General features: G+C 62.4%; 23 protein-coding genes. 14 read left to right on the top strand and 9 right to left on the bottom strand.

The window, feature by feature from the left end; all coding sequences use genetic code 11:
- The first annotated feature begins 105 nt into the window (after positions 1-105).
- Genes ATN84_RS02200 through glcF form a run of 4 tightly spaced genes read left to right on the top strand, consistent with a single transcriptional unit; the run spans position 106 to position 4588 of the window.
- Positions 106-1602, top strand: a complete 1497-nt coding sequence (locus ATN84_RS02200; RefSeq protein WP_068879890.1) for an FAD-linked oxidase C-terminal domain-containing protein — start codon at positions 106-108, stop codon at positions 1600-1602.
- A complete protein-coding gene (gene glcE / locus ATN84_RS02195) occupies positions 1602-2810 on the top strand; it encodes a glycolate oxidase subunit GlcE (RefSeq protein WP_068879889.1) in 1209 nt (402 codons plus the stop codon). The genes ATN84_RS02200 and glcE overlap by 1 nt, the downstream gene beginning before the upstream one ends.
- A gap of 47 nt (positions 2811-2857) precedes the next feature.
- Positions 2858-3238, top strand: coding sequence for a DUF4870 family protein (locus ATN84_RS02190; protein WP_068880828.1), 381 nt, complete (start codon positions 2858-2860; stop codon positions 3236-3238).
- Positions 3239-3265: 27 nt separating this feature from the next.
- Positions 3266-4588, top strand: a complete 1323-nt coding sequence (glcF, locus tag ATN84_RS02185) for a glycolate oxidase subunit GlcF (protein ID WP_068879888.1) — start codon at positions 3266-3268, stop codon at positions 4586-4588.
- Between the two features lie 8 nt (positions 4589-4596).
- Here the strand turns inward: glcF and ATN84_RS02180 are convergent, their stop codons facing one another.
- On the bottom strand, positions 4597-5418 hold the full coding sequence (locus ATN84_RS02180; protein ID WP_068879887.1) for an aldo/keto reductase: 822 nt from the start codon (positions 5416-5418) through the stop codon (positions 4597-4599).
- Positions 5419-5597: 179 nt separating this feature from the next.
- A complete protein-coding gene (locus ATN84_RS02175) occupies positions 5598-6413 on the bottom strand; it encodes a L,D-transpeptidase (RefSeq protein ID WP_068880827.1) in 816 nt (271 codons plus the stop codon).
- Between the two features lie 231 nt (positions 6414-6644).
- On the opposite strand from ATN84_RS02175, the gene ATN84_RS02170 reads away from it, so the two are divergent.
- From ATN84_RS02170 to ATN84_RS02140, 6 genes are all read left to right on the top strand, one after another.
- Positions 6645-7292 (top strand): DNA-3-methyladenine glycosylase I, encoded by a 648-nt coding sequence (locus tag ATN84_RS02170; protein WP_068879886.1) that lies wholly within the window; start codon positions 6645-6647, stop codon positions 7290-7292.
- Between the two features lie 55 nt (positions 7293-7347).
- Positions 7348-7959: a LysE family translocator gene (locus ATN84_RS02165; protein ID WP_068879885.1), complete on the top strand. Its 612-nt coding sequence runs from the start codon at positions 7348-7350 to the stop codon at positions 7957-7959.
- Between the two features lie 218 nt (positions 7960-8177).
- Entirely contained in the window at positions 8178-9770 is a 1593-nt protein-coding gene (gene hisS / locus ATN84_RS02160; protein WP_068879884.1) for a histidine--tRNA ligase, read from the top strand.
- Positions 9771-9994: 224 nt separating this feature from the next.
- The gene (locus tag ATN84_RS02150) at positions 9995-11143 is read left to right on the top strand and encodes an ATP phosphoribosyltransferase regulatory subunit (protein WP_068879883.1); all 1149 of its coding nucleotides are present in this window, start codon (positions 9995-9997) and stop codon (positions 11141-11143) included.
- A complete protein-coding gene (hisG, locus tag ATN84_RS02145; RefSeq protein WP_068879882.1) occupies positions 11143-11844 on the top strand; it encodes an ATP phosphoribosyltransferase in 702 nt (233 codons plus the stop codon). The genes ATN84_RS02150 and hisG overlap by 1 nt, the downstream gene beginning before the upstream one ends.
- Positions 11845-11857: 13 nt before the next feature.
- Positions 11858-12364 carry a GNAT family N-acetyltransferase gene (locus tag ATN84_RS02140; RefSeq protein WP_153020067.1) on the top strand — a complete coding sequence of 169 codons (507 nt, stop codon included), beginning with the start codon at positions 11858-11860 and terminating at the stop codon, positions 12362-12364.
- A 141-nt stretch (positions 12365-12505) separates the two neighbouring features.
- Here ATN84_RS02140 and ATN84_RS02135 read toward each other — a convergent pair whose 3' ends face one another.
- From ATN84_RS02135 to ATN84_RS02120, 4 genes are all read right to left on the bottom strand, one after another.
- On the bottom strand, positions 12506-12922 hold the full coding sequence (locus tag ATN84_RS02135; RefSeq protein ID WP_068879881.1) for a DoxX family protein: 417 nt from the start codon (positions 12920-12922) through the stop codon (positions 12506-12508).
- Positions 12923-13027: 105 nt separating this feature from the next.
- Positions 13028-14419, bottom strand: a complete 1392-nt coding sequence (gene fumC, locus ATN84_RS02130; RefSeq protein ID WP_068879880.1) for a class II fumarate hydratase — start codon at positions 14417-14419, stop codon at positions 13028-13030.
- A gap of 57 nt (positions 14420-14476) precedes the next feature.
- The gene (locus ATN84_RS02125; protein ID WP_068879879.1) at positions 14477-14746 is read right to left on the bottom strand and encodes a hypothetical protein; all 270 of its coding nucleotides are present in this window, start codon (positions 14744-14746) and stop codon (positions 14477-14479) included.
- A 161-nt stretch (positions 14747-14907) separates the two neighbouring features.
- A complete protein-coding gene (locus tag ATN84_RS02120) occupies positions 14908-15468 on the bottom strand; it encodes an NADPH-dependent FMN reductase (protein WP_068879878.1) in 561 nt (186 codons plus the stop codon).
- 99 nt (positions 15469-15567) lie between these two features.
- Between ATN84_RS02120 and ATN84_RS02115 the strand changes: the two genes are divergently transcribed.
- Entirely contained in the window at positions 15568-15987 is a 420-nt protein-coding gene (locus ATN84_RS02115; protein ID WP_068879877.1) for a winged helix-turn-helix transcriptional regulator, read from the top strand.
- Between the two features lie 380 nt (positions 15988-16367).
- On the opposite strand, the gene groL is transcribed toward ATN84_RS02115, so the two are convergent.
- The 3 genes from groL to ATN84_RS02100 all read right to left on the bottom strand — a co-directional run bounded on the left by groL (position 16368) and on the right by ATN84_RS02100 (position 20704).
- Entirely contained in the window at positions 16368-18011 is a 1644-nt protein-coding gene (groL, locus tag ATN84_RS02110) for a chaperonin GroEL (protein ID WP_068879876.1), read from the bottom strand.
- A gap of 67 nt (positions 18012-18078) precedes the next feature.
- Complete coding sequence (gene groES / locus ATN84_RS02105; RefSeq protein WP_068879875.1) at positions 18079-18375, bottom strand: co-chaperone GroES; 297 nt, start codon at positions 18373-18375, stop codon at positions 18079-18081.
- Positions 18376-18775: 400 nt separating this feature from the next.
- On the bottom strand, positions 18776-20704 hold the full coding sequence (locus ATN84_RS02100) for a TadE/TadG family type IV pilus assembly protein (protein WP_082766051.1): 1929 nt from the start codon (positions 20702-20704) through the stop codon (positions 18776-18778).
- Between the two features lie 242 nt (positions 20705-20946).
- Here ATN84_RS02100 and ATN84_RS02095 point away from each other — a divergent pair, with 242 nt between their 5' ends.
- The 3 genes from ATN84_RS02095 (at position 20947) to ATN84_RS02085 (ending at position 23739) form a co-directional block, all read left to right on the top strand.
- A complete protein-coding gene (locus ATN84_RS02095; RefSeq protein WP_068879874.1) occupies positions 20947-21804 on the top strand; it encodes a TIGR01459 family HAD-type hydrolase in 858 nt (285 codons plus the stop codon).
- 13 nt (positions 21805-21817) lie between these two features.
- Positions 21818-22813, top strand: coding sequence for a bifunctional riboflavin kinase/FAD synthetase (locus tag ATN84_RS02090; RefSeq protein ID WP_068879873.1), 996 nt, complete (start codon positions 21818-21820; stop codon positions 22811-22813).
- Positions 22814-22968: 155 nt separating this feature from the next.
- Complete coding sequence (locus tag ATN84_RS02085) at positions 22969-23739, top strand: MipA/OmpV family protein (protein WP_244490994.1); 771 nt, start codon at positions 22969-22971, stop codon at positions 23737-23739.
- The last annotated feature ends 273 nt before the right edge of the window (positions 23740-24012 follow it).

Here is a 24012-nt window from a genome sequence, read left to right as displayed (position 1 = left end):
GCTGGGAAAAATGGCATCAACGCCGCTGCGCCGGTTTGGAGCATTTACAAATGCGATCGCTAACTGGTAAATTGATTTTACCACTTTGTTCGTGCGGGAGAAGCCATGTCCGGACTGACGTTGCCTGAAGCGCATGGCGCCACGCTGGCGCGACGTGCCGAGATCGTCGCCGATCTGCGCGATATCGTGCCGGGCGAGGGCGTCGTCGATGCGGTCAACGAGATGCGCGCCTTCGAATCCGATGGGCTCACCGCCTATCGGCAATTGCCGCTGGTCGTCGTCCTGCCCGAAACCGTGGCGCAGGTCTCGCGCATCCTCAAATATTGCCATGAGCACGATATCCGTGTCGTGCCGCGCGGCTCCGGCACTTCGCTTTCCGGCGGCGCGCTGCCGCTGGGCGATGCCGTTCTCCTGGTCATGTCGCGCTTCAACCGCATCCTGGAAATCGATTATGCCAACCGGGTCGCGGTGGTGCAGCCGGGCGTCACCAATCTCGGCATCACCCGCGCCGTCGAGCATGAGGGCTTTTACTACGCGCCCGATCCGTCCTCGCAGATCGCCTGCTCGATCGGCGGCAATGTAGCGGAGAATTCCGGCGGCGTGCATTGCCTGAAATACGGCCTCACCGCCAACAATGTCCTCGGCATCGAAATGGCGCTGATCAATGGCGAGGTGATCCGCCTCGGCGGCAAGCATCTCGATAGCGGAGGCTATGACCTGCTGGGCCTGATGACCGGTTCGGAGGGACTGCTCGGGGTCGTCACGGAGGTCACCGTCCGCATCCTGCAGAAGCCGGATACGGCGCGCGCCGTCCTCGTCGGCTTCCCTTCGAGCGAGGAGGCCGGGCAATGCGTCGCCGATATCATCGGCGCCGGCATCATCCCCGGCGGCATGGAGATGATGGACCGGCCGGCCATCCACGCGGCGGAGGATTTCGTCCATGCCGGCTATCCGCTCGATGTCGAGGCGCTGCTGATCGTCGAGCTGGACGGCCCCGAGATCGAGGTCGATCACCTGATCGCGATGGTCGAGGAGATCGCGCGGCGGAACGGCGCGACCACCTGCATCGTCTCGCAATCGGAAGAAGAGCGCATGGCGTTCTGGGCCGGGCGCAAGGCGGCCTTTCCGGCGGTCGGCCGCATCTCGCCCGACTATTACTGCATGGACGGCACCATCCCCCGTAAGGAACTGCCGAAGGTGCTGGCCGGCATGCGCGAGCTTTCCGAGAAATATGGCCTGCGCGTCGCCAATGTCTTCCACGCGGGAGACGGCAATCTGCACCCGCTCATTCTCTATGATGCGAATATTCCCGGCGAACTGGAAAAGGCGGAAGCCTTCGGCGCGGACATTCTCAGGCTTTGTGTGCAGGTCGGCGGCGTCCTGACCGGCGAGCATGGCGTCGGCGTCGAAAAGCGCGAGCTGATGCCCGAGATGTTCAACGAGACGGACCTGAACCAGCAGATCCGCGTCAAATGCGCCTTCGACGAGAAGCATCTGCTCAACCCCGGCAAGGTCTTTCCGCAGCTCCACCGCTGCGCCGAGTTGGGGCGGATGCACATCCACCGCGGGCAATTGGCGTTTCCGGATATTCCGAGGTTTTGATGACAACCTTCACCCCTAAAACCGAGGAAGAGGTCCTCGAAGCCGTGCAATGGGTGCTGTCGGAAGAAGTGCCGGTGGAGGTGCTGGGGCAGGGCTCCAAGCGCGCCATCGGCCGGCCGATGCAGACCGAGCATGCGATCGATCTTTCAGGGCTTTCCGGCGTCACGCTCTATGAGCCGGAGGAGCTTGTGCTTTCGGCAAAAGCGGGGACGCCGGTTGCTGAAATCGAGGCGCTGCTGGCCGAACGGGGCCAATGCCTGCAGTTCGAGCCGATGAATTACGGCCCGCTTCTCGGCGGCGAACCCGGCCGGGGGACGATCGGCGGCGTTCTCGCCGCAAACCTGAGCGGTCCGCGCCGGCTCAAATCGGGTGCTGCCCGCGATCACATCCTGGGCGTGCGCGTCGTCTCCGGCCGCGGCGAACTCTTCAAGTCGGGCGGCCGCGTGGTGAAGAACGTCACCGGCTATGACCTTTCCAAGGGCATGGCCGGCTCCTGGGGCACGCTCGGCATCGCCACCGAGGTGACTTTCAAGGTGCTGCCCGCCCCCGAGACCGAGACGACGCTCGCCATTCGCGGTCTCGATGACGAGGAGGCGGCGCGCGCCATGGCCATCGCCCTCGGGTCGAGCGGCGAGGTTTCGGCTGCCGCGCATCTGCCCGTTACGGTGACGGGCAAGGTGATCGATGGCGCCCTGTCGGGCAAATCATCGACGCTCTTGCGGCTTGAGGGCTTCGCCCCCTCGGTCAGGGACCGCACGGCGAAGCTGAAGGCATATCTACAGCCCGCCGGTGAGATCGACGAGATTGCAGAGGCGCAGTCGCGCCGTCTCTGGCGCGAGATACGCGATTGCCTGCCTTTTGCGGATAATACCGAGCGCTGCATCTGGCGCGTCTCGATGGCGCCGATGGAGGCCCACAAGATGGTTGCCAATCTGCGCCTCGGGGCCGGCGTCGACGCCTTCTACGACTGGCAGGGCGGGCTTGCCTGGCTGCGCATGGAGGCCGATCCCGAGCCTCAGGCGCTGCGTCGGCTGATCACCCATTTCGGCGGTGGCCATGCGACGCTGGTGCGCGCGCCCGTGGCAACGCGCGCCGCTGTCGACGTGTTCGAACCGCAGCCGACGGCGCTGGCCGGCCTGTCGCAGCGGTTGAAACACCAGTTCGACCCCAAGGGCATTCTCAATCCCGGCCGCATGGCGGCGGCATAAGGCGCAACCCGTGGTAGGATGGCATCGGTACAATGACGGAGGACATCATGCCTGAACAACCCGCTGACAATGGCCAGGGGCGCAAGACCGACGGCTGGCTCGAGCCTGGACCGCAGAACGTCCAGCTGATCTATTTCCTCTATCTGATCGGCCTGGCGATCGGCATCACGCCACTCATCGGCATCGTCATCGCTTATCTCAATCGCGGCAAGACCGGCGGCTGGATCGAAACGCATTATGACTGGGCGATCCGCACCTTCTGGATCGGCGTCTTCTACACCTTCATCGCCGTGCTGCTGATGGTGGTCGGCATCGGTTTCCTGCTTATCCCGGTCGTCGTCATCTGGCTGATCGTGCGCTGCATCGTCGGCCTGCAGGCGGTCAGCCGCGGCGAAGCGTTGAAGAACCCGCAAAGCTGGATCGTTTAGAGATCATTCTGGAGCTAGGAACAAGCCGTGCAGACCAATTTCACCCCTGAGCAATTGCGCGATCCGGGCGTTGCGGAATCGGAGAAGATCCTGCGCAACTGCGTCCATTGCGGCTTCTGCACGGCGACCTGCCCGACCTATGTGACGCTTGGCAACGAACTCGACAGCCCGCGCGGCCGCATCTATCTGATCAAGGACATGCTGGAGAACGGCCGGCCGGCGGACAAGGAGATCGTCAAGCACATTGACCGCTGCCTCTCCTGCCTTGCCTGCATGACCACATGCCCGTCCGGCGTCAATTACATGCATCTGGTCGACCATGCCCGCGCCCATATCGAAAAAACCTACCGCCGGCCGTTGATGAACCGGCTGACACGGGCGCTGCTTGCTGCCGTGCTGCCTTATCCCGCACGGTTCCGCGCGGCTCTCTCGGCGGCGAAACTGGGGCGTCCTTTCGCGAGCCTGTTTCGTGCCGTTCCGGGCCTGAAACCGGTGGCCGCCATGCTCGACCTCGCGCCGCGTGCCCTTCCGGCCCGATCGGCCCTTGCCGAGCCCGGCACGCACAAGCCCGATACCGTCCAGCGCGGCCGTATTGCCATATTGACCGGCTGTGCCCAGCCGGTGCTGAAACCCGGCATCAACGAAGCGACGACCCGGCTCTTGACCCGGTTCGGCATAGAGGTGGTGGTGCCGAAGGGCGAGGGCTGCTGCGGCTCGCTGGTGCATCACATGGGGCGCGAGGAACAGGCGCTTGATGAGGCCAGGCGCAATGTTGATGTCTGGACCCGCGAGATCGAGAATGGCGGCCTCGACGCGATCATCGTCACGGCGTCCGGCTGCGGCACGACGATCAAGGACTACGGCTATATGCTGCGCCTTGACCTCGCCTATAAGGACAAGGCTGCAAAGGTTTCGGCGCTCGCCAAGGACATCACCGAATATCTGGCCGATCTCGATCTGCCCGCGCCGGAAAGGCCCGCCGGCCTCACCGTCGCCTATCATTCCGCCTGCTCGATGCAGCACGGCCAGAAGATCACGCGCCAGCCGAAGGCGCTTCTGGCGCGGGCGGGCTTCACCGTCAAGGAGTCGGCGGAAGGGCATCTCTGCTGCGGCTCGGCCGGCACCTACAACATCATGCAATCGGAGATCGCGGAACGCCTGCGTGACCGCAAGGTCAGGAATATCGAGGCGACGCGCGCCGATCTGATCGCCACCGGCAATATCGGCTGCATCACCCAGATAGCATCGGGCTCGAAGCTACCTGTTGTTCACACCGTCGAGCTTCTCGACTGGGCCTATGGCGGGCCAAAGCCTGCCGAGTTGGCAATGGTGAAGAAAGACGCGGCCTGAAGGCCTCCTCACACACTATCCGGATGAGGCCCGATCCGGCCGTTATGGCCGTTGAGGGGGGAGATGGCATCGTGATCGCCCGAGGTGAGCTTGAAGCCGAAGACGTCAAAATTCCCCTCGATGCGCGCCGGCGTTACCGATTTCGGGATGACGATGTTACCGATGTCGAGATGCCAGCGCAGGATGATCTGCGCCACGGTCTTGCCGTGCTTTTCGGCGATCTGCCTGAGGGTCGGGTGCTCCAGTATCTTGCCCTGGCCGAGCGGGCTCCAGGCTTCCGTGGCGATCCCCTTCTTCTCGTGGAAGACGCGCAGTTCGTTCTGCTGGAACTGCGGATGCAGTTCGATCTGGTTCAGCACCGGCGTCACGCCCGTTTCCGAGATGATGCGTTCGAGGTCCGCGATCCGGAAATTCGATACGCCGATCGATTTTATCAGGCCATCCTCCCTGAGCTTGATGAAGGCGCGCCAGGTGTCGAGAAAGCGGTCCTGCGCCGGCGCCGGCCAATGGATCAGGTAGAGATCGACATAGTCCGTGCCGAGCCGCTTCAGGCTCGCGTCGAAGGCCCTGAACGTTGAATCATATCCCTGATCGGCATTCCAGAGCTTGGTCGTCAGGAAGATGTCGCCGCGCGCCACGCCGGAAGTTTTGAGCGCCTTGCCGACGCCTTCCTCATTGCCGTAGATCGCAGCGGTATCGATATGCCGGTACCCCGTCTCCAGTGCTTTTTCGACAACCGCGGTGGCCTCGTCATTGCCGACCTGCCAGACGCCGAAGCCGAGCTGCGGTATCGCGTTGCCGTCGTTCAGTTTTATTGCGGGTGCGGTCATGGCTTATCCTTTGCATGCAATATCTGCTCGCTGGAATATCATCGGAAAAACAGGCGCGGGACAAGAGCGCCTGCATCACTGATATGGCGTTTCCGGCGAAAAGAAAAAGGGCAGCGGCGTTCGCTCCGCTGCCCAGTTGTGACGCCCTTGCGGGCATCCCCTCTCTCCTGAGGTATTGGCTACATCACCACGACCCTGGTGCCGATCTTCACGCGCTCATAGAGATCCTCGACGTCCTGGTTGCGCATGCGGATACAGCCGGATGACACCGCCTGGCCGATGGTCCAGGGCGCGTTGGTGCCGTGGATGCGATAGAGTGTGGAGCCGAGATAAAGCGCGCGGGCGCCGAGCGGGTTGGCCGGCCCGCCCTCCATGTGGACGGGCAGGATGCGGCCCTTCTCCTTTTCGCGTGCGATCATTTCCGCCGGCGGGCGCCAGTCCGGCCATTGAGCCTTGCGCGAAATCCGGTTGGTGCCTTTCCACTCGAAGCCTTCCTTGCCGACGCCGACGCCATAGCGCCTTGCCTTGCCGTTCGCCTCGACGAGATAGAGAAACCGCTTCGTCGTATCGACGACGATCGTGCCGGGTTTGTGCGAACCTTTATAGGCGACCGTCTGCGGCAGGTAGATCGGGTTCATCTGCCGCTGCGGCTGTTCTCCGGTCGGGCGACGGGTCGCACGCTGGACCGGGCGCCGGTAGCCCACGTCGCGATAGCGCGGCGGCTGATCCGCCGTCATCGGCGCACGGCGCGTCACCACGCGGCGGGTCGTGTTGGAGGGGGCATAATAGCGCTGCCGGGTGAAGGACGGCGCCGGGTAATAATAGCGTGGGCGCTGCTGCTGCAGCTGCGTCACCCAAGGTGCTGTGAGGTCGGGGCTCATCACAACCGGAGCCCTGGTGGCATAGCGGTCGTTGGCCCATGCGCCTGTCGCGGAGATGGCGGAGATGGTGATCGCCGTCACGGCGGTGATGAGAAGAAGGTGGCGAGGTTTCATGATCTTGCCCATTGCCCTTGTGCAGCCCGCCCTCTGCTCCTGACATAATGCTGTCAGGAGTGGGCGTGACAGTGTCGATGGGAGGATTGTGGCCGAGCTTCAGAGTCGGAAAAGTGAATCGAAATCAATAAAATGCGATTCTTTTCCAGAACTGTTTCTTGTGGTTAGCGCCCGGTTTCAATCGCTGGTTAACATCGCCTGAACGGACCAAAAAGAGGTGGATTACGCATCATGACCGAGGAAACGACCGTCAAAACAGGCCTCGTCGAAGGCCCCGATGGCAAGATGCGCTGCTTCTGGCACGGCAATCTGCCGGATTATCTCCATTATCACGATCATGAATGGGGCCGGCCCGTTGCCGACGACCGGCGTCTCTTCGAGAAGATCTGCCTGGAAGGTTTCCAGTCCGGCCTCTCCTGGCTGACGATCCTGCGCAAGCGGGAGAATTTCCGCGAGGCTTTTGAGGGCTTCGATTTCGAGCGTGTCGCCCGCTTCGGCGAGAAGGATATCGAGCGGCTCCTGGGCAATGCCGGGATCATCCGCCACCGCGGCAAGATCACCTCGGCCATCAACAATGCCAAACGCGCCATCGATCTGGCGATGGAAAAGGGCTCGCTCGCCGCCTATTTCTGGTCATTCGAGCCTGATGCGGCGGAACGGCCGGCAGTCATGGATTATCAGACGCTGAGGGCCAATCCGACCAGCCCGACCTCCATCCGTCTGTCGAAGGATCTGAAGAAACGCGGCTGGAGCTTCGTCGGGCCGACGACGATGTATGCGCATATGCAGGCCATGGGCCTCGTCAATGATCATATCGAGGGCTGCTGCTGCCGCGCGGAAGTCGAAGAGATGCGGCGGAATTTCAAAAGGCCGCGTTAGGCTTTGCACGGGCCGCAAAACCTGCGACATTGCCGGAAATTTTCAGGAGAGTTCCATGGACGTCACATCGCTGCTGATCTTCGCCGGCGCATTGATTGTCGCGGCGGGTTCGCCGGGGCCGAGCATCGGCGCGCTGGTCGCCCGCGTTATCAGCCGCGGCTACAGGGATGTCCTGCCTTTCCTTCTTGCCATGTGGATCGGCGAGGCGATCTGGCTTTCGCTCGCCGTCTGGGGCCTCGCCGTCGTGGCGCAGACCTTCCATCTCGTCTTCACCATCATCAAATATGTCGGCGTCGCCTATCTTCTTTATCTCGCCTGGAAGATGTGGACGGCGCCCGTCGCGATTGGCGACAGCGATCTGCCCAACGAGAATTCGGCCGGCAAGCTGTTCGTGACAGGCCTCGCCGTGACGCTCGGCAACCCCAAGATCATGATGTTCTATATGGCGCTCCTGCCGACCATCATCGATCTCGGCCATGTCACCATCCTCGGCTGGGCGGAGCTGATCTGCGTCATGGTGCTGGTGCTGATCACCGTCGATCTGTTCTGGATCGTGCTCGCCGCACAGGCCAGGCGCTTCCTCAGGAGCGCGCGCGCCATGCGCATCGCCAACCGCACCAGCGCCACCATGATGGCGGGTGCGGCGGCGGCTATAGCGACGCGGTAGGATTTCCTTTCCTGCGGGGCTGGTGTGAATGCCCCTCATCTGCCTGCCGGCATCTTCTCCCCGCATGCGGGGAGAGGGTAAGGGTGAGAGGGGCATCCTCTCCGCCCTTGCCCGGCTGGATTTGATCGGCTAGGAAGCGCGCGTGTCACTTGTGTAGTAGCACTACACTTTAAGTGACGCGAACGTTACACCACAATTCCAGATATCGGACGAACATCATGGCGAACAAGGCTGACAAGGTGAAGGCACGGCTTCCGCGCGGGCTTGTCGACCGCCATGCCGCCGACATTCGCGCCACCGACAAGATGCTGGCGGCGATCCGCGAGGTCTATGAGCGCTACGGCTTCGATCCCGTCGAGACGCCGATGCTGGAATACACTGACGCGCTCGGCAAGTTCCTGCCCGATCAGGATCGGCCGAACGAGGGCGTGTTCTCTTTGCAGGACGATGACGAGCAGTGGCTGTCGCTGCGCTATGACCTGACCGCGCCGCTCGCCCGCCATGTCGCGGAAAATTTCAACGAGATCCAGCTTCCCTACCGCACCTACCGCGCGGGCTATGTCTTCCGCAACGAGAAGCCCGGCCCCGGCCGCTTCCGCCAGTTCATGCAGTTCGACGCCGATACGGTCGGCGCACCCTCCGTCGCGGCGGATGCCGAGATGTGCATGATGATGGCCGATGTCATGGAAGCGCTGGGCATCAAGCGCGGCGATTACGTCGTGCGCGTCAATAACCGCAAGGTGCTGGATGGCGTGATGGCGGCCATCGGCGTCACTGATGAGGTGCAGAAGCTCACCATCCTGCGCGCCGTCGACAAGCTCGACAAATTTGGCACGGATGGCGTTCGTGAACTGCTCGGTGCCGGCCGCAAGGACGAGAGCGGCGATTTCACCAAGGGCGCGGGGCTTCGCGAAGAGCAAATCGATCAGGTGCTGAGTTATGTTGCAGCGTCCGGTGCGGGTGCCGGACCCCTCATTTCCGATCCTGATCCGGCGGACGACAATTATCTTCGCGCGGTGGAAGACGGTCCCGTGCGTTATGGCAAGGTCGACAATATCGAAACCATTCGTCGCTTGAAGGAAAAGTTTGGCCATAGCCCACTTGCAATGGAAGGGCTCGATGAACTCGAAACCATTGCGGTGATGGCTGCCTCTGCTGGTTATGGCGCGCGGCGCATCCTGATTTCGCCCTCCGTCGTCCGCGGTCTTGAATATTACACCGGCCCCGTCTTCGAGGTCGAACTCACCGCCGAGATCCCCAATGAGAAGGGCGAGATCGTGCGCTTCGGCTCGGTCGGCGGTGGCGGGCGTTATGACGGCCTCGTCTCGCGCTTCCGTGGCCAGCCGGTTCCGGCGACGGGCTTCTCCATCGGCGTGTCGCGTCTGATGACGGCGCTGAAGAATCTGGGCAAGCTCGGCGAGGGCGACGTGCTCGCTCCGGTGCTCGTCACGGTGATGGACGGTGACATGGAAGCCATGGGGAAATATCAGGATTTCACCCAAAGGCTCCGCGCCGCCGGCATCCGCGCCGAGATGTATCAGGGCAACTGGAAGAAATTCGGCAACCAGCTGAAATATGCCGACCGCCGCGGCGCGCCGCTCGCCATCATCCAGGGCGCGGACGAGCGGGCGAATGGCGAGGTCCAGATCAAGGACCTGATCGAGGGCAAGCGCCTTTCCGAGGAAATCGAAAGCAATGAGGAATGGCGCGCCAGCCGCCCCGCGCAGGTGACGGTGAAGGAAGCCGACCTCGTCGCCGAGGTAAAGAAGATGCTCGATCAGCAGAAGCAGGATCGGGAACGGGGAGCATAAATGCTTATGCTTGCTTCGCCGTCGTTCACCCCCCTCTGGCCTGCCGGCCATCTCCCCCACAAGGGGGGAGATTACGCCTTCATCAACGCTCGGCACCAATCGCAAATGTCGCAGGGCAAAGGCGGGAAGTCGTGTCAGCCAATCTCCCCCCTGGAGGGGGAGATGCCCGGCAGGGCAGAGGGGGGTGTCATTGCACCAACCCCGGTCGATCAGGTCGCCGCGGCATGACCACCTCCCGCATCCCAGCCTTCGCCGAGGACCTCGCCGCCCTCCTGGTCGCACGCGGGACGGAGATGGTCGATATCCCGGTCATCCAGCCCGCCGATCCGTTCCTCGACATGGCGGGCGAGGATCTGCGCCGCCGCATCTTTCTGACCGAGAACGAAAACGGCGACAGCCTCTGCCTGCGCCCGGAATTCACCATCCCGGTCTGCCGCAACCATATCGCGCTCAACGCCGCGACGCCGAAGCGCTATGCTTATCTCGGCGAAGTCTTCCGCCAGCGCCGCGAGGGCGGCACCGAGTTCTATCAGGCGGGCATCGAGGATCTGGGCGAGCCGGAAGAGGCGCGGGCCGATGCCCGCTCGCTGGCCGATGGGCTTGCCTGTGTGCGCTCCGTCGCGCCCGATGCAGCTCTTGAGATCGTGCTGGGCGACCAGGCGATGTTCGAGGCCGTCCTTGCCGCCCTTGGCCTGCCGCGCGGCTGGCAGAAGAGGCTGGCGCGCACCTTCGGCAACCATGAGCAACTGAAGGGCCTGCTCGCCGGCCTTTCCGCGCCGCGTGAGAACGGCGCGCTGCCGGAGCCGCTCGCGGGCTTGGTCAGCTCGGGCGATGAAGCCGCGCTTGGCCAGTTTCTCGAGGCGGATATGCGGAAGGCTGGCATTTCGCCCGTTGCCGGCCGCACGCCGCCGGAGATCGCCCGCCGCCTGATCGAGAAGGAAAACCTCGCCTCCATCAGGCTTCCCGGGCAGGCCTTCGCCGCGCTCGAAGCCTTTCTGGCGATCCGCGCGCCGCTCGATGAGGCGCCGCAGCGCCTCCGCGAGTTCGCCGCGAAAAACCGATTCGATCTTAGCGGTGCGCTGAAGGCTTTTTCGGCTCGCGCCGAGGCGATCGCGGCCCAGGGCATCGATTTGGGGCAGGTCCAGTACGATGCCGCGTTCGGCCGCCCGCTCGATTATTATACCGGCCTCGTCTATGAGATCCGCTCAGCCTCGGGCGGTGGCGCGATCGTCGGTGGCGGCCGTTATGACCGGCTGCTGACGCTGCTCGGCGCGGCCCAGCCCATTCCCGGCGTCGGCTTTTCCATCTGGCTCGACCGGCTGGAGGAACTTGCCGGCGATGCGCCGAAGGGTGACAAAGCGGGGAGGGCGTGATGACCGGGGCAGTGACGCTGGCGCTTCCCTCCAAGGGCCGCCTCAAGGAACAGGCGCTCGAGATTTTGCGGCAGGCCGGGCTGCAGGTCGTCCTGCCGCGGGATGAGCGCAATTACCGCGCGCGGATCGAAGGGCTGGAAGGCGTTGATATCCTCTTCCTCTCTGCATCGGAGATCGCCCGGGAACTGGGTTATGGCGGCGTTGATCTCGGCGTCACCGGCGAGGATCTGATCCGCGAGACGCTGAGCCATGCCGATGAGCGTGTGGCCATCGAAACGCCGCTCGGCTTCGGCCATGCCGATGTCGTGGTTGCGGTGCCCGAGGTCTGGCACGATGTGACGACCATGGCCGATCTCGACGATGTCGCTGCCGATTTCCGCCAGCGCCATGGCCGCCGCCTGCGCATCGCCACCAAATATTGGCGCCTGACGCAGCAATTCTTCTCGCAGATGCATGGCATCCAGGTCTATCGCATCGTGGAAAGCCTGGGTGCGACGGAAGGCGCCCCCGCCGCCGGTTCCGCCGACATCATCGTCGACATCACCTCGACGGGCTCGACGCTGAAGGCCAATCGCCTGAAGGTGCTGGAGGACGGCGTCATTCTTCGCTCGCAGGCCTGTCTCGTCTCGGCCCGCCGCAGCCGCGGCAATGCCAAAGTGGCGGAAATCACCGCCCGCATTCGCGAAAGCCTCAAAGCCTGAGCCGGAGGAGATCATGCCGGTGATCATCAGAAATGAAGAGCCAGCCGATATCGCCGCGATCCACCACGTGGTGGAGGCCGCTTTTCAGCAGTCCATGGAAGCCGATTTGGTCGACCGGCTTCGTGCCGATGGAGACGCCGTGATTTCGCTTGTCGCGGAGGACGATGGCGAGATCGTAGGGCACGTTCTCTTTTCGCCCATTCTCTTGCCGACAATGTCAGCTCCCTTTCCGGCGCTCGGGCTGGCGCCCGTGGCCGTTTTGCCCGGGAGGCAGGGACAGGGGATCGGCGGCATGCTCATCCGCGAGGGGCTGAAACAGGCGGAAAGCCAGGGTTGCCGGGTCGTATTCGTGCTGGGTGAACCTGAATATTACAGCCGTTTCGGCTTCGATCCTGCCCTGGCGGTCGGCTTTGCCTCGCCCTATTCCGGGCCATATTTCATGGCGCTGCCCCTCAACGGGGAAATGCCCGCCGAGCGCGGCAGGGTAGACTACGCCCCGGCCTTCGCGGCTTTGGGTTAGTTTAGAATAGAAACGCTTGCGAGGCACCCCTCTGGCCGGCAGGCCAGAGGGGTGCCTCGCGATTCCCGTTAAAACAGGAGCAGTTCCAGAAATGCAAAAGGCCGCGGACGAGCCGCGGCCTTTTGTTTGCGTCTTTATCGTTCAGCCGCGCTTGGCGTCGATCGACAGCGCGCCGGCGCCGGCCGCCGCGAGCACGAAGAAGCCGCCGGCGATGGCGATGTTCTTCTGGAAATTGATCATCTGCATCATGTCGGCGAAGTTGGTGTGGGCGATCAAAGCCGACGCGATGGAGAAGAGGCCGAGCGCGATGGCCGCGATGCGGGTCTTGAAGCCGACGAGAACGGCAAGGCCGCCGAAGAGCTCAAGCAGGCCGACGAGCACCGCGACGACGGTCGGCGCGGGAAGGCCCATGCTGCCGAAATAGCCGGCGGTGCCGCCGATGGCGGTCAGCTTGCTGAAACCGGCGGGAATGAAGAGCGAGGAAAGAAGGATACGGCCGATGAGATTGCCGTATGGATTGCTGGCATAGGCATTGCTGGAATAGGCGGTGGCAGACATGACATTGTTCTCCGGTTGCGTTGCCAAGAGATAAGGCAGGCGCCATCGTCAAGGAAAGCCGTATTATCCTCGACAGATCGTTCACCAATACGAGACGGTCATTGCCTATTCCGGCGCGATCATCCGCTCTGGCCGAACAAGCCTATCATAATCTTCCGCTGAAACGAGGCCGCTGGCAAGAGCCTCCTCGCGGAGCGTCGTGCCGTTCCTGTGCGCAGTCTTGGCGATTTTCGCGGCATTGTCATAGCCAATGGCGGGCGCCAGCGCGGTCACCAGCATCAGCGAGCGCTCAAGAAGGTCCTTGATGCGGGTCTCGTCAGCCTCGATTCCGCTGATGCAATTGTCGGCGAAGGAGACCATCGCATCCGAGAGGAGCCGGATCGACTGGAGCACGTTGAAGGCGATGACCGGCTTGAACACGTTGAGCTCGAAATGGCCCTGCGATCCCGCCACCGTCACGGCGGTATGATTGCCGAAGACCTGCGTCGCCACCATCGTCAGCGCTTCGGCTTGAGTCGGGTTGACCTTGCCCGGCATGATCGATGAGCCCGGCTCGTTTTCCGGCAGCTTCAGTTCGCCGAGGCCGGATCGCGGGCCGGAGCCGAGGAAGCGGATGTCATTGGCGATCTTAAAGAGATCGGTGGCAAGCGCGTTGAGACTGCCGTGGAAATTGACGATGGCGCCATGGCTCGCCAGCGCCTCGAATTTGTTCGGCGCCGTCTTGAACGGCAGGCCGGTGATTTCGGAGACCGAGTCCGCGAAGCCGGTGTCGAAGCCCTGCGGCGCGTTCAGGCCGGTGCCGACCGCCGTGCCGCCCTGGGCGAGCAGGAAGATGTCGGCAAGGGCGTCCTCGATGCGTTTGCGGCCGTATTCGAGCGCGGCGCGATAGCCGGAGAACTCCTGGCCGAGCGTCACCGGCGTTGCGTCCTGCGTATGCGTGCGGCCGATCTTGATGATATCGGCGAAGGCCTCTTCCTTCTCTTTCAGCGCGCCGATCAGGTGGTCGAGCGCGGGATAGAGCCGGTTGGTGGCCTCGACAGCCGTCGCGATATGGATCGCGGTCGGGAAGCTGTCGTTCGACGACTGGCTCATATTGACATGGTCGTTCGGGTGAACAGGCTTTTTCGAACCCATCTCGCCGCCGAGCAGTTCGATCGCCCGGTTGGCGATGACCTCATTGGCGTTCATGTTGGATTGCGTGCCGGAACCGGTCTGCCAGACAACCAGCGGGAAATGGTCGTCGAGCTTGCCTTCCGCCACTTCCGCCGCCGCCACGGTGATGACACGTCCGATCACCGGGTCCAGCTTGCCGAGCGCAATATTCGTTTCAGCGGCCGCGCGCTTCACCACGCCCAGCGCGTGGATGAGGGGCAGGGGCTGTCTTTCGCCGCCGATCTTGAAGTTGTTTAGTGATCGCTCCGTCTGTGCGCCCCAATACCGGTCCGAAGCCACTTCGATTCCGCCGAAAGTGTCGGTTTCCGTGCGTGTTCCTGCCATTCTCATCTCCGTTTCTCGGACGTATATAGGCGCGTTCAGGCCATTTCGCAGGCGCTCCTATTCGTCCTCGTCGTCATCATCATCGTCGCCCTCGGCATCGTCCTGCGAGAGCCAGGCCGTGGGATCGATCTTCTTCTGTGTGCGGCTGTCGGTGAAGGTCCACCATCCGGTATCGGTTTCGTCCCAGTCGCCGCCGCCCGCTCGCAACTGCTGGAGCGAGTGATAGCGCGCGACCGATTCGTTTTCCTGGTCGTCTTCGTCGGTCCACAGCACGGTGACCCTGGTGCCATTCATCGGCGCGGTGGAGATGGGAAGCTTCTTGCGCATGGACGTCTCCTGTTGGTGATAGGCGTGATCCCGAAAATTTGCAGAGTTTTCGGATAAGATCATGCGGCTAAAACCTAAAACAAAGACTACATAGCGCGAGAATGGTCTGGAACAAAGCCGGGCGCTTTGTCGGCGCCCGGTTTTGCTTAGGTTTGTGTTTCTCAGCCCTCGCGGGCCGCCTTCAGCGCCTTCGCCCACCAGACGAGTTGGTCGAGCATGCTGGTGGCCGCGTCAGCGAGGTGCGGATAATCGCTTAGCTGCTTTTCGTTCTTCGCCACGGCGAGATATTCCGGGAAGAGGATGTGCACGCCGGTCTTGACCGATGCGGCCTGCATCTCGACGGCGATCAGGCGCAGATGCTCGACTGCGCGGGCGCCGCCGACACCGCCATAGCCGACGAAGCCGAACGGCTTCTGGATCCATTCGCCCAAGTCGATGGCGTTCTTCAGGACCGCGGTTGGCGCGTGATTGTATTCGGCGACGGTGAAGATATAGCCGTCGAATTCGCGCATCTTCTTCTTCCAGCGCTCCGCCGTCTCGTTCTGCGCCTCTGTGGTGCGCTCTTCGCCCAGGAAGCCCATGGGATAGTCGAGGAGATCGACCACTTCGACCTCGATATCGTCGCGCGCGGCGGCAAGTCCCGCGATCCATTTGGCAGGGGTGGGAGCGAAGCGCGTTCCGCGCGTCGAGCCGACGATGACGGCGATTTTCGATTTTGCCATGTGTGCTGAGCCTTTCATTATGGAGATGAAGGGGTGGTCACTAAAAGAAACCAGCGGTATATAGTCGGCCATGTTTCTGTGGCGCAAGGAGGCACTTTTTTGAAACCGGATCACTTCGAGGTGACCCCGCAATGCACGGCGGTGCATGAAATTCTGTCGCGCGTCGGCGACAAATGGACGGTGCTGGTCGTCAACTATCTCGGCAACGGCGCCATGCGCTTCAACGAGTTGCGGCGCACGATCGCCGGCATTTCGCAGAAGATGCTGACGACGACGCTGCGCGGGCTGGAGCGTGATGGCTTTGTCACGCGCACGGTATTTCCCACCATTCCGCCGCGTGTCGAATATGAGCTGACGGATCTCGGCCGCGAGCTGCTCGTGCCCGTTCGCGCGCTGGGCGCCTGGGCGGTCGTAAATCACGACCGGGTTCTCGCGGCGCGCAGCCGGTTCGATGCCGCCCATGGTGTCGCGCAGGAGCCGTTCCGGCCATCGCGAGATATGAGCGAAGCCGCCGAGTAAAATCAAATGGGTGGGGGAGGGACGCCCGGCTGCTTTTTCGGATTTGCACCGCAGGTCCAGGAAAGGTGGAAAGGCGGATGAGAATCCGCCTTTCCGGTTGCCTGAGACAGGACTTCCCTAAAGCGGGGGCAATCGGAAGTCCATCCCTTGGGCAAGCCCCTTATCGAGGGGTTGACCATGTTTGCGGAAGCCAGTCAATCAGAACTTTCTAACAGACAAGATCGTTCAACATCCCATCCGGCCTATGGTTAAGGCTTCGTTATGCCGGAGGGCGGGCGGCTTCGCTAAAGCGTGATTGTGGCATGCAAGAGGCGCATTTGCCTTTGCAAACAAAAAGGCGGGCGCAAGGCCCGCCTTTCTCATTCCGGAGACCGGATTTCTTAGAAATCCATGCCGCCCATGCCGCCCATGCCGCCGCCCGGCATTGCGGGCATGGCCGCTTCCTTCTTCGGAAGCTCGGCGATCATGGCCTCGGTCGTGATCAGCAGACCGGCGACGGAAGCTGCGTTCTGGAGAGCCGTACGGACGACCTTGACCGGATCGACGATGCCGAGGGCGATCAGATCGCCATATTCGCCGGTCGCGGTGTTGTAGCCGTAGGTATCCTTGCTGTTCTCAAGGATCTTGCCGACAACGATCGAAGCCTCGTCGCCCGCATTCGAGGCGATCTGGCGTGCCGGAGCCTGCAGGGCGCGGCGAACGATGTTGATGCCGGCTTCCTGATCGGCATTCACCCCCTTGGCGGTGATCGCAGCAGAGGCGCGCAGCAGAGCCGTGCCGCCACCGGCAACGATGCCTTCCTCGACGGCCGCGCGAGTCGCGTTGAGGGCGTCGTCGACGCGGTCCTTCTTTTCCTTCACTTCGACTTCCGTCGCACCGCCGACGCGGATCACGGCAACACCGCCAGCAAGCTTGGCAAGACGCTCCTGCAGCTTCTCGCGATCGTAGTCAGAGGTGGTCTCTTCGATCTGCTGCTTGATCTGGTTGACGCGAGCGGTGATCTCGGCCTTCTGGCCAGCGCCGTCGACGATGGTGGTGTTCTCCTTGGAGATCGACACCTTCTTGGCGCGGCCCAGCATGTCGAGCGTGACATTCTCGAGCTTGATGCCGAGGTCTTCGGAGATGACCTGGCCGCCGGTGAGGATGGCGATGTCCTCGAGCATGGCCTTGCGGCGGTCGCCGAAACCCGGAGCCTTCACGGCAGCGATCTTCAGGCCGCCGCGCAGCTTGTTGACGACGAGCGTGGCAAGCGCCTCGCCTTCGACGTCTTCAGCAACGATGAGGAGCGGCTTGGAGGTCTGGACGACGGCTTCGAGAACCGGCAGCAGAGCCTGCAGGTTCGAGAGCTTCTTCTCGTGCAGCAGGATGTAGGCGTCGTCGAGATCGGCCACCATCTTTTCCGGATTGGTGACGAAGTAGGGCGAGAGATAGCCACGGTCGAACTGCATGCCTTCGACGACTTCCAGCTCGGTTTCAGCGGTCTTGGCTTCCTCAACGGTGATGACACCCTCGTTGCCGACCTTCTGCATCGCCTGGGCGATCATCTCGCCGATCGAGGCGTCGCCATTGGCCGAGATCGTGCCGACCTGGGCGACTTCTTCCGAGGTCTTGATCTTCGTGGCCTTCTTGACGAGGTCTGCGACGACTTCGTTGACGGCGAGGTCGATGCCGCGCTTCAGGTCCATCGGGTTCATGCCGGCGGCAACAGCCTTGGCGCCTTCCTGCACGATCGCCTGGCCGAGAACGGTCGCGGTCGTGGTGCCGTCACCGGCGATGTCGTTGGTCTTGGAAGCCACTTCGCGCAGCATCTGCGCGCCCATGTTTTCCAGCTTGTCTTCCAGCTCGATTTCCTTGGCGACGGACACGCCGTCCTTGGTGATGCGCGGTGCGCCGAAGGATTTGTCGATGACGACGTTACGGCCCTTGGGACCAAGGGTAACCTTGACCGCATCGGCAAGGATGTTGACGCCGCGCAACAGGCGCTCGCGCGCGTCACGGCCGAATTTTACTTCTTTGGCAGCCATTTAAGTCTCTCCTGGGTTTGACCCGGTTTGATCTATGGTGAGAATTTTTAGTGAGGGGAACCGGCGATTAGCCGATGATGCCGAGAATGTCGGATTCCTTCATGATCAGCAGGTCTTCGCCGCCGATCTTGACCTCGGTGCCCGACCACTTGCCGAACAGGACGCGGTCGCCTTCCTTGACATCGAGCGGAACCAGCTTGCCGGCTTCGTCGCGAGCGCCTGCGCCAACGGCGACGATCTCGCCTTCCTGCGGCTTTTCCTTGGCGGTGTCGGGGATGATGATGCCACCGGCGGTCTTCTCTTCCGATTCGACCCGGCGGACGACGACGCGGTCGTGAAGCGGGCGGAACTTGGTGTTGGCCATGGTTTGAACCCTTGATGTTTGCGAATGGTTGACGGCACGAACCGTTGCAGGTTCATGGCTGTTAGCACTCTATGTAGGAGAGTGCTAACATGGCGGTGGAAATAGAATTCCGGGCCGGATTTGTCAAGGGAGCAAACGGCGGAACACGCCGGAAGATCCTCTGGAATGGAGGGTCATCCGTGTTCGGACGACCCGGATTTGACACCGAATATGGGGGACACCGAGGGATAAACAAGGCGGCGGTGGTTTTTAACCAGCGCCTTGAGCGATTCCGGGTTTAGCTGCGGTTAGAGTTAACGGAAGGTTAGAGCAGTTTTCTGTTTTGATGGAATCGCGAGGCACCCCCTCTGGCCTGCCGGCCAGAGGGGGTGAAAAGTGTCTCGAACCAATGAGAACCATTCTACCCCACGATACGCAGGTTGGAGAGTTCGTCGCCGATCTGCCGGAAGGTCTCCGACAGGTCGCCGCCGGTGGTGTTCCAGAAGAGCTTCGCCGGCTTGCCGCTGTCGTCGCGGCGGACGCGCGAATCCGAAGAGCAGGATTTCAGGGCGTCGATCTGTGCCTGGACCTGCTTTCTTTCAGCCGCGGTTCCTGTCGTGGCATCCAGATCCAGCGCCACCGTCATGACGATGAGATTGGCTTTCTTGACATTGTCGCACAGCGTCGCGAACTGCTCGTTCATGGCGGCGGTATAATTGTCGTTGTTGTGCAGGCTGGTGTTGACCTTGCTGGTGTTCTGGAAGATGCGGGTCCTGGAATACCCCGGCGCTACCTGGCCCGTATAGCCGAGGGCGGAGTAGGAGGATCTGCTCCCTGCCTGATCGTCCTTGCCGAAATAACTGCGGGTATAATATGTGTTGGCGCCGTCGGTCAGCACGATGACCACCTTGTCATTGCCGCGCTCGGTCTCGGGGCGCCCCTCGGTGAAGGGTTCCCCGTGCGAAATCGTGCGCCAGCCCCAGGCCATCCCTTCCGGAACGTTTGTCGCTCCCAGCGGCGACATGCCGTTGATGGCGTTCTTGATCGTGTTCAGCCCGGCGGTGGTTGCGATATCCGTCAGCGGCGTGATCGGCTTGGTCGTGCAACTGGCATTCGGCCCTTCGTCGTAGACGCCCACGATTGAGCGGGTGGAGGTCGGCGTGAAATATTTTTTGAGATCTCGCTGCCTCGTGACGGCGCCGGGATCCTTGTTCCACGATTCATCATCCGGCCACCAATTGTTGTAGGGTTTCCAATTATACCTCGTTCTATCGTATTCAGGGTCATATTCATCCGGTGCGAACATCGGCACGAACAGCGTGTCGGGGACGGTGGCGGTCGGCTGCGTGTCGTCCAGATTGTAGCGTCCGGGCCGGGCCTCGACGCATCCGAGCCAGTTGGCGTAAGGCTGCGTACCTGTCCAGCCCGTGGAAACCTTCAAATCTCTGAACAGGCTGAAACGGGTGACGAGGGTGTTTTGCTGATCACCCCAGCCGGAGCCGACCTTTCTGAGCAGGCCGTCGACAAGCTTGATCTGCTTGTTTGGATTTCCGTCGATCGTGATCGGCTGGCTGATATCGAAATTCTCATAATGGATGGAGGAGCGCCCGTTTCTGTCCATCCATGTGGCAAACTCGTTTTCTGGCCCCACATTCACCGATCCGGCAAAGGGCACGACGGAAAACTGCACCGGCTTGTCCAGCCGCGTCACCTGCGTCGCCTGTCCCGCCATGTTCTCGACGAGCTGGATGGCGGCGCTTTTCAGGAGATCCATCCGCTTCTTGCTCGAGCCGGTTCCCTTGAAGTCCATCGACCCGGAATTATCCAGCACCAGCGCCACCTCGACCGTGTTCTTCACCCGCACGTCCGAGACCATCTGGTATTTGAAGCCGTTCCAGTCGCTGCCCTTGGCAAGCGAATTGGCGAGCTTGCCGAAAAGCGATGTGTAGGTGAGGTCGGCCACCGCCGAAATCTGCCTGTTCGCGTCGCCGTCCTGAGGCAGCACGATCCTGAACTGCACGTCGGCGGGGTTCATCACCTTCAGGTTGGCGGCGAAATATTTCCGGCCGTATTCCTGCATGGCCGCCTCGGATGCGCCGCCGCTGAATTGCCGTCCGACGGCCAGTGACGCCGCGTCGAGGGCGTGCTGCACATTGGTCCTGGTGCGCATCAGGTTCGCCGCGTCGATGGCCGCCATGCCGCCGAGCAGCAGGGGCGCCATGACGATCGCCGTCATGATCGCGAAATTGCCGTCCTCGTCGCGCCTGAATCGCGCCAGAAACGATGAATGAGTGGATGAGTTCCGTGCCCCATCGGCCGATGCGGTGGCCCGCCTGCGTGCTTTTTTCATTTCCGCCCCCGGATTCTTCCGTGCCCACTTGGAGCATGATCCCGAAAAGTTGCAGACTTTTCGGATGAGATCATGCGGCCAAAAGAAAGAATTCTGCATGGCTCATAGCAGAGGGGCTGCTAACGCTTGGTCACGATGATAGGTAAAATTTGAATGAAGCCGAAACCAGATGACACGCACTGTCGCTTGGGCTAATCCGGTCGCGCCCCACAATACGCGCCCGCCACAATAGAGGACCGTGCATGTTCAACCTTCCCAAGATCGAACGCCTCGATGAACTGTTCCCCCGATATGACGTCCTCCTCTGCGATGTCTGGGGCGTGCTGCACAACGGCATCAATGCGTTCGCCGCCGCGAAGGCCGCGTTGCAACGGGCGCGCAAGGCCGGGCTGACGGTGGTTCTGATCACCAATGCTCCGCGTCCCGCGCCGCTGATCGCGGCGCAGCTTTCGCTGCTCGGCGTTCCCGAAGATGCCTATGACCGCATCGTTACCTCGGGCGACGTGACGCGGGATTTGATCGCCGCTGGCCCGCGCCGTGTGTTTCATTTGGGTCCCGACAGGGATTTGACCCTTTATGACGGGCTCGATATCGATCTGGTCGAGGAGTTCGAGGCCTCGGGCGTCGTCTGCACCGGCCTCATCGATGACGAGATCGAGGTGCCGGAGGATTACGCCGAAATGCTTGAGCGTTTCCGCTCGCGCAATCTGCCTTTCATCTGCGCCAATCCGGATATCGTGGTGGAGCGCGGCAACCGCCTGATCTGGTGCGCCGGGGCGCTCGCGCGGGACTATGGCCAGCTGGGCGGCCGCACCCTGATCGCCGGCAAGCCGCACCGCCCGATCTATGAGGCGGCGCTGGCCGCGGCCGGTGAGGTGCGCGGCGGCGACGTGGACAAGGCCCGCGTGCTGGCGATCGGAGACGGCATTCTGACGGATGTGAAGGGCGCCGAGGAGTTCGGCCTCCACATCCTCTATATATCGGGCGGCATCCACGCCAATGATTATGCCGACCAGGGCATCGTCGATGTCGAAAGGCTGCTTGATTTTCTGAAAAAACATGGCAGCAATCCCGTTGCCACCATGCACGCCCTTGCCTGACAGCACGACGCCTATGTCCAAACGTTCCTTTCTCCGCCTCGCCAGCCCCGCCGACCTGCCGCCGCACCTTCGAGGCGCGGTGGTCGCCATCGGCAATTTCGACGGCGTGCATCGCGGCCATCAGGCGGTGCTCGAGCGCGCGCTGCATCTGGCGAAGGAAGAAGGCCGGCCGGCGGTGGTGCTGACCTTCGAGCCGCATCCGCGCAGCGTCTTCGCGCCGGACAAACCCGTGGACCGTCTGACGCCCGCGGTTGAAAAGGCGGAGCTGCTGGATGCGCTGGGCTTTGACGCCGTGGTCGAGCAGCAGTTCACCCGCGCTTTCGCCGAACATTCAGCGGAGGATTTCGTCCAGTCCATCATCGTCGAAAAGCTCGGCGCAAGCCGCGTCGTCACCGGCTTCGATTTCCATTTCGGCAAGGGGCGGCAGGGCGGCCCGGCCTTTCTTATGGATGCCGGCGAGCGGCTGGGGTTCCACGTCACGCTGGTCGATGCCTTCCGCGACGAGGGTGGGGAGGTCGTCTCGTCGAGCCGCATCCGTGCGCTTCTGGGGGAGGGCGATGTCGCGGGCGCCGCAGCGCTGCTCGGCTATCGCTACACGGTAGAGAGCGAGGTCGTCGAGGGCAAGAAGCTCGGCCGCACGCTCGGCTTTCCCACCGCCAATATGAAATTGCCGCCCGAGACCCATCTGAGGCACGGCATCTATGCCGTGCGCTTCCGCCGTGCCGATGGTTCGCTGCATGACGGCGTCGCCAGCTTCGGCCGCCGCCCGACGGTCGACACCGACGGCCTGCCGCTGCTCGAAACCTTCATTTTCGATTTCTCCGGCGATCTCTATGGCGAGACCTGTGCCGTCTCCTTCTTTGCCTATCTGCGCGGCGAGGAGAAGTTCGACAGCCTCGACGCGCTGATGGTGCAGATGCGCCGGGACGAAGAGGAGGCCCGCGCCGTTCTTTCCGGTGTACGCCCGCTGTCGCCGCTTGACCGGGCGTTCAACTTCGAGGAGAAATGAACCAGCCCGACTCTTTTTTATCGGGAATTTAAGCAAATTTTACTGTTTTCATTGCAAGGGTTTTCACCATTCCGATCTTTTCAAGAGCCTCCCGGAGTTATGTTTTGCGTATTTATTCCTTGGGCGTCCTTTCGGGCGCGGTTTTTTTCGCCCATATCGCTTCCACTTCCCTCGTTCAGGCTCAGGAGAGCCGCCGGCACTTCTGGTCCGGCGACTGGTATCTGACCGTCGGCGCCGCCGGCTTCGTCGCGCCGCGTTTCGAAGGTTCGAACAGCCGCGTCTTCAGCGCCACGCCGATGGTCTCGCTCGGACGCGCCGGCTCGACGACGCGCTTTTCCTCGCGCAACGACAATCCGTCCTTCGCCTTCATCGACACGGAGACCTTCCGGGCCGGTATCGCCGGCAAGCTCCTCTTCGAGCGCGACGGGGACACCTCAAGCGATCTGAAGGGGCTGGACCCCGTGAAATGGGGCGTCGAGGCGGGTGGCTTCGCCGAAGTCTATCCGACCGACTGGCTGCGCGTCCGCGCCGAAGTGCGGCAGGGCGTCCGCGCCCATAAGGGCGTGGTGGCAGATGTCGCCGCCGATGCCTTTGTCGACGTGACCCCGACCATCCGCATATCGGGCGGCCCGCGCGCCTCCTTCGCCTCCAAGGATTATTTCGACACCTATTACGGCGTCGATGCCGACGAGGCCATCGCCTCGGGTCTCAGCCAGTATAAGCCCGGCGGCGGCTTCAAATCCGCCGGTGTCGGCGGCGCGATCACCTGGAAGACGACCGAGAAGGTCACCACCAGCCTCTTCGCCGAATATGCCCGCCTGCAGGGCCCGGCGGCCGATTCCAGCCTGGTCAAGGAGCGCGGCTCGCGTGACCAGTTCACCGTCGGCGTCTCGGCCACCTACCGCTTCGATTTCTCGCTGGAGTAGGGCGGTCCGCTGCAGTGACGCATTTTCCGATGTCGCGGGTGGGGGCACCGTCGAGGCAACGGTTCAGAAAGATATCCGCTTTGGCGGGAAGAGCGGCTTTCCAAGTTTCTTGAACCCGCCTCTTTATTCCTTGGCGCGTCATTGCTAAAAGCAGCGCCATGAGACTTGCGTTCCGGCATTTCATTTCGGTCATACGAATTAGTGGCCCGGCCTTCCCAGTTGCTTGAGAGAGCAGCAGCATAGAGCGGGAAGGTCCGGGAACGACCGCTGCGC

This window comes from Paramesorhizobium deserti (genome assembly GCF_001558695.1).
GTDB classification, from domain to species: domain Bacteria; phylum Pseudomonadota; class Alphaproteobacteria; order Rhizobiales; family Rhizobiaceae; genus Paramesorhizobium; species Paramesorhizobium deserti.
This window is presented reverse-complemented; position numbering and strand designations above follow the sequence as displayed.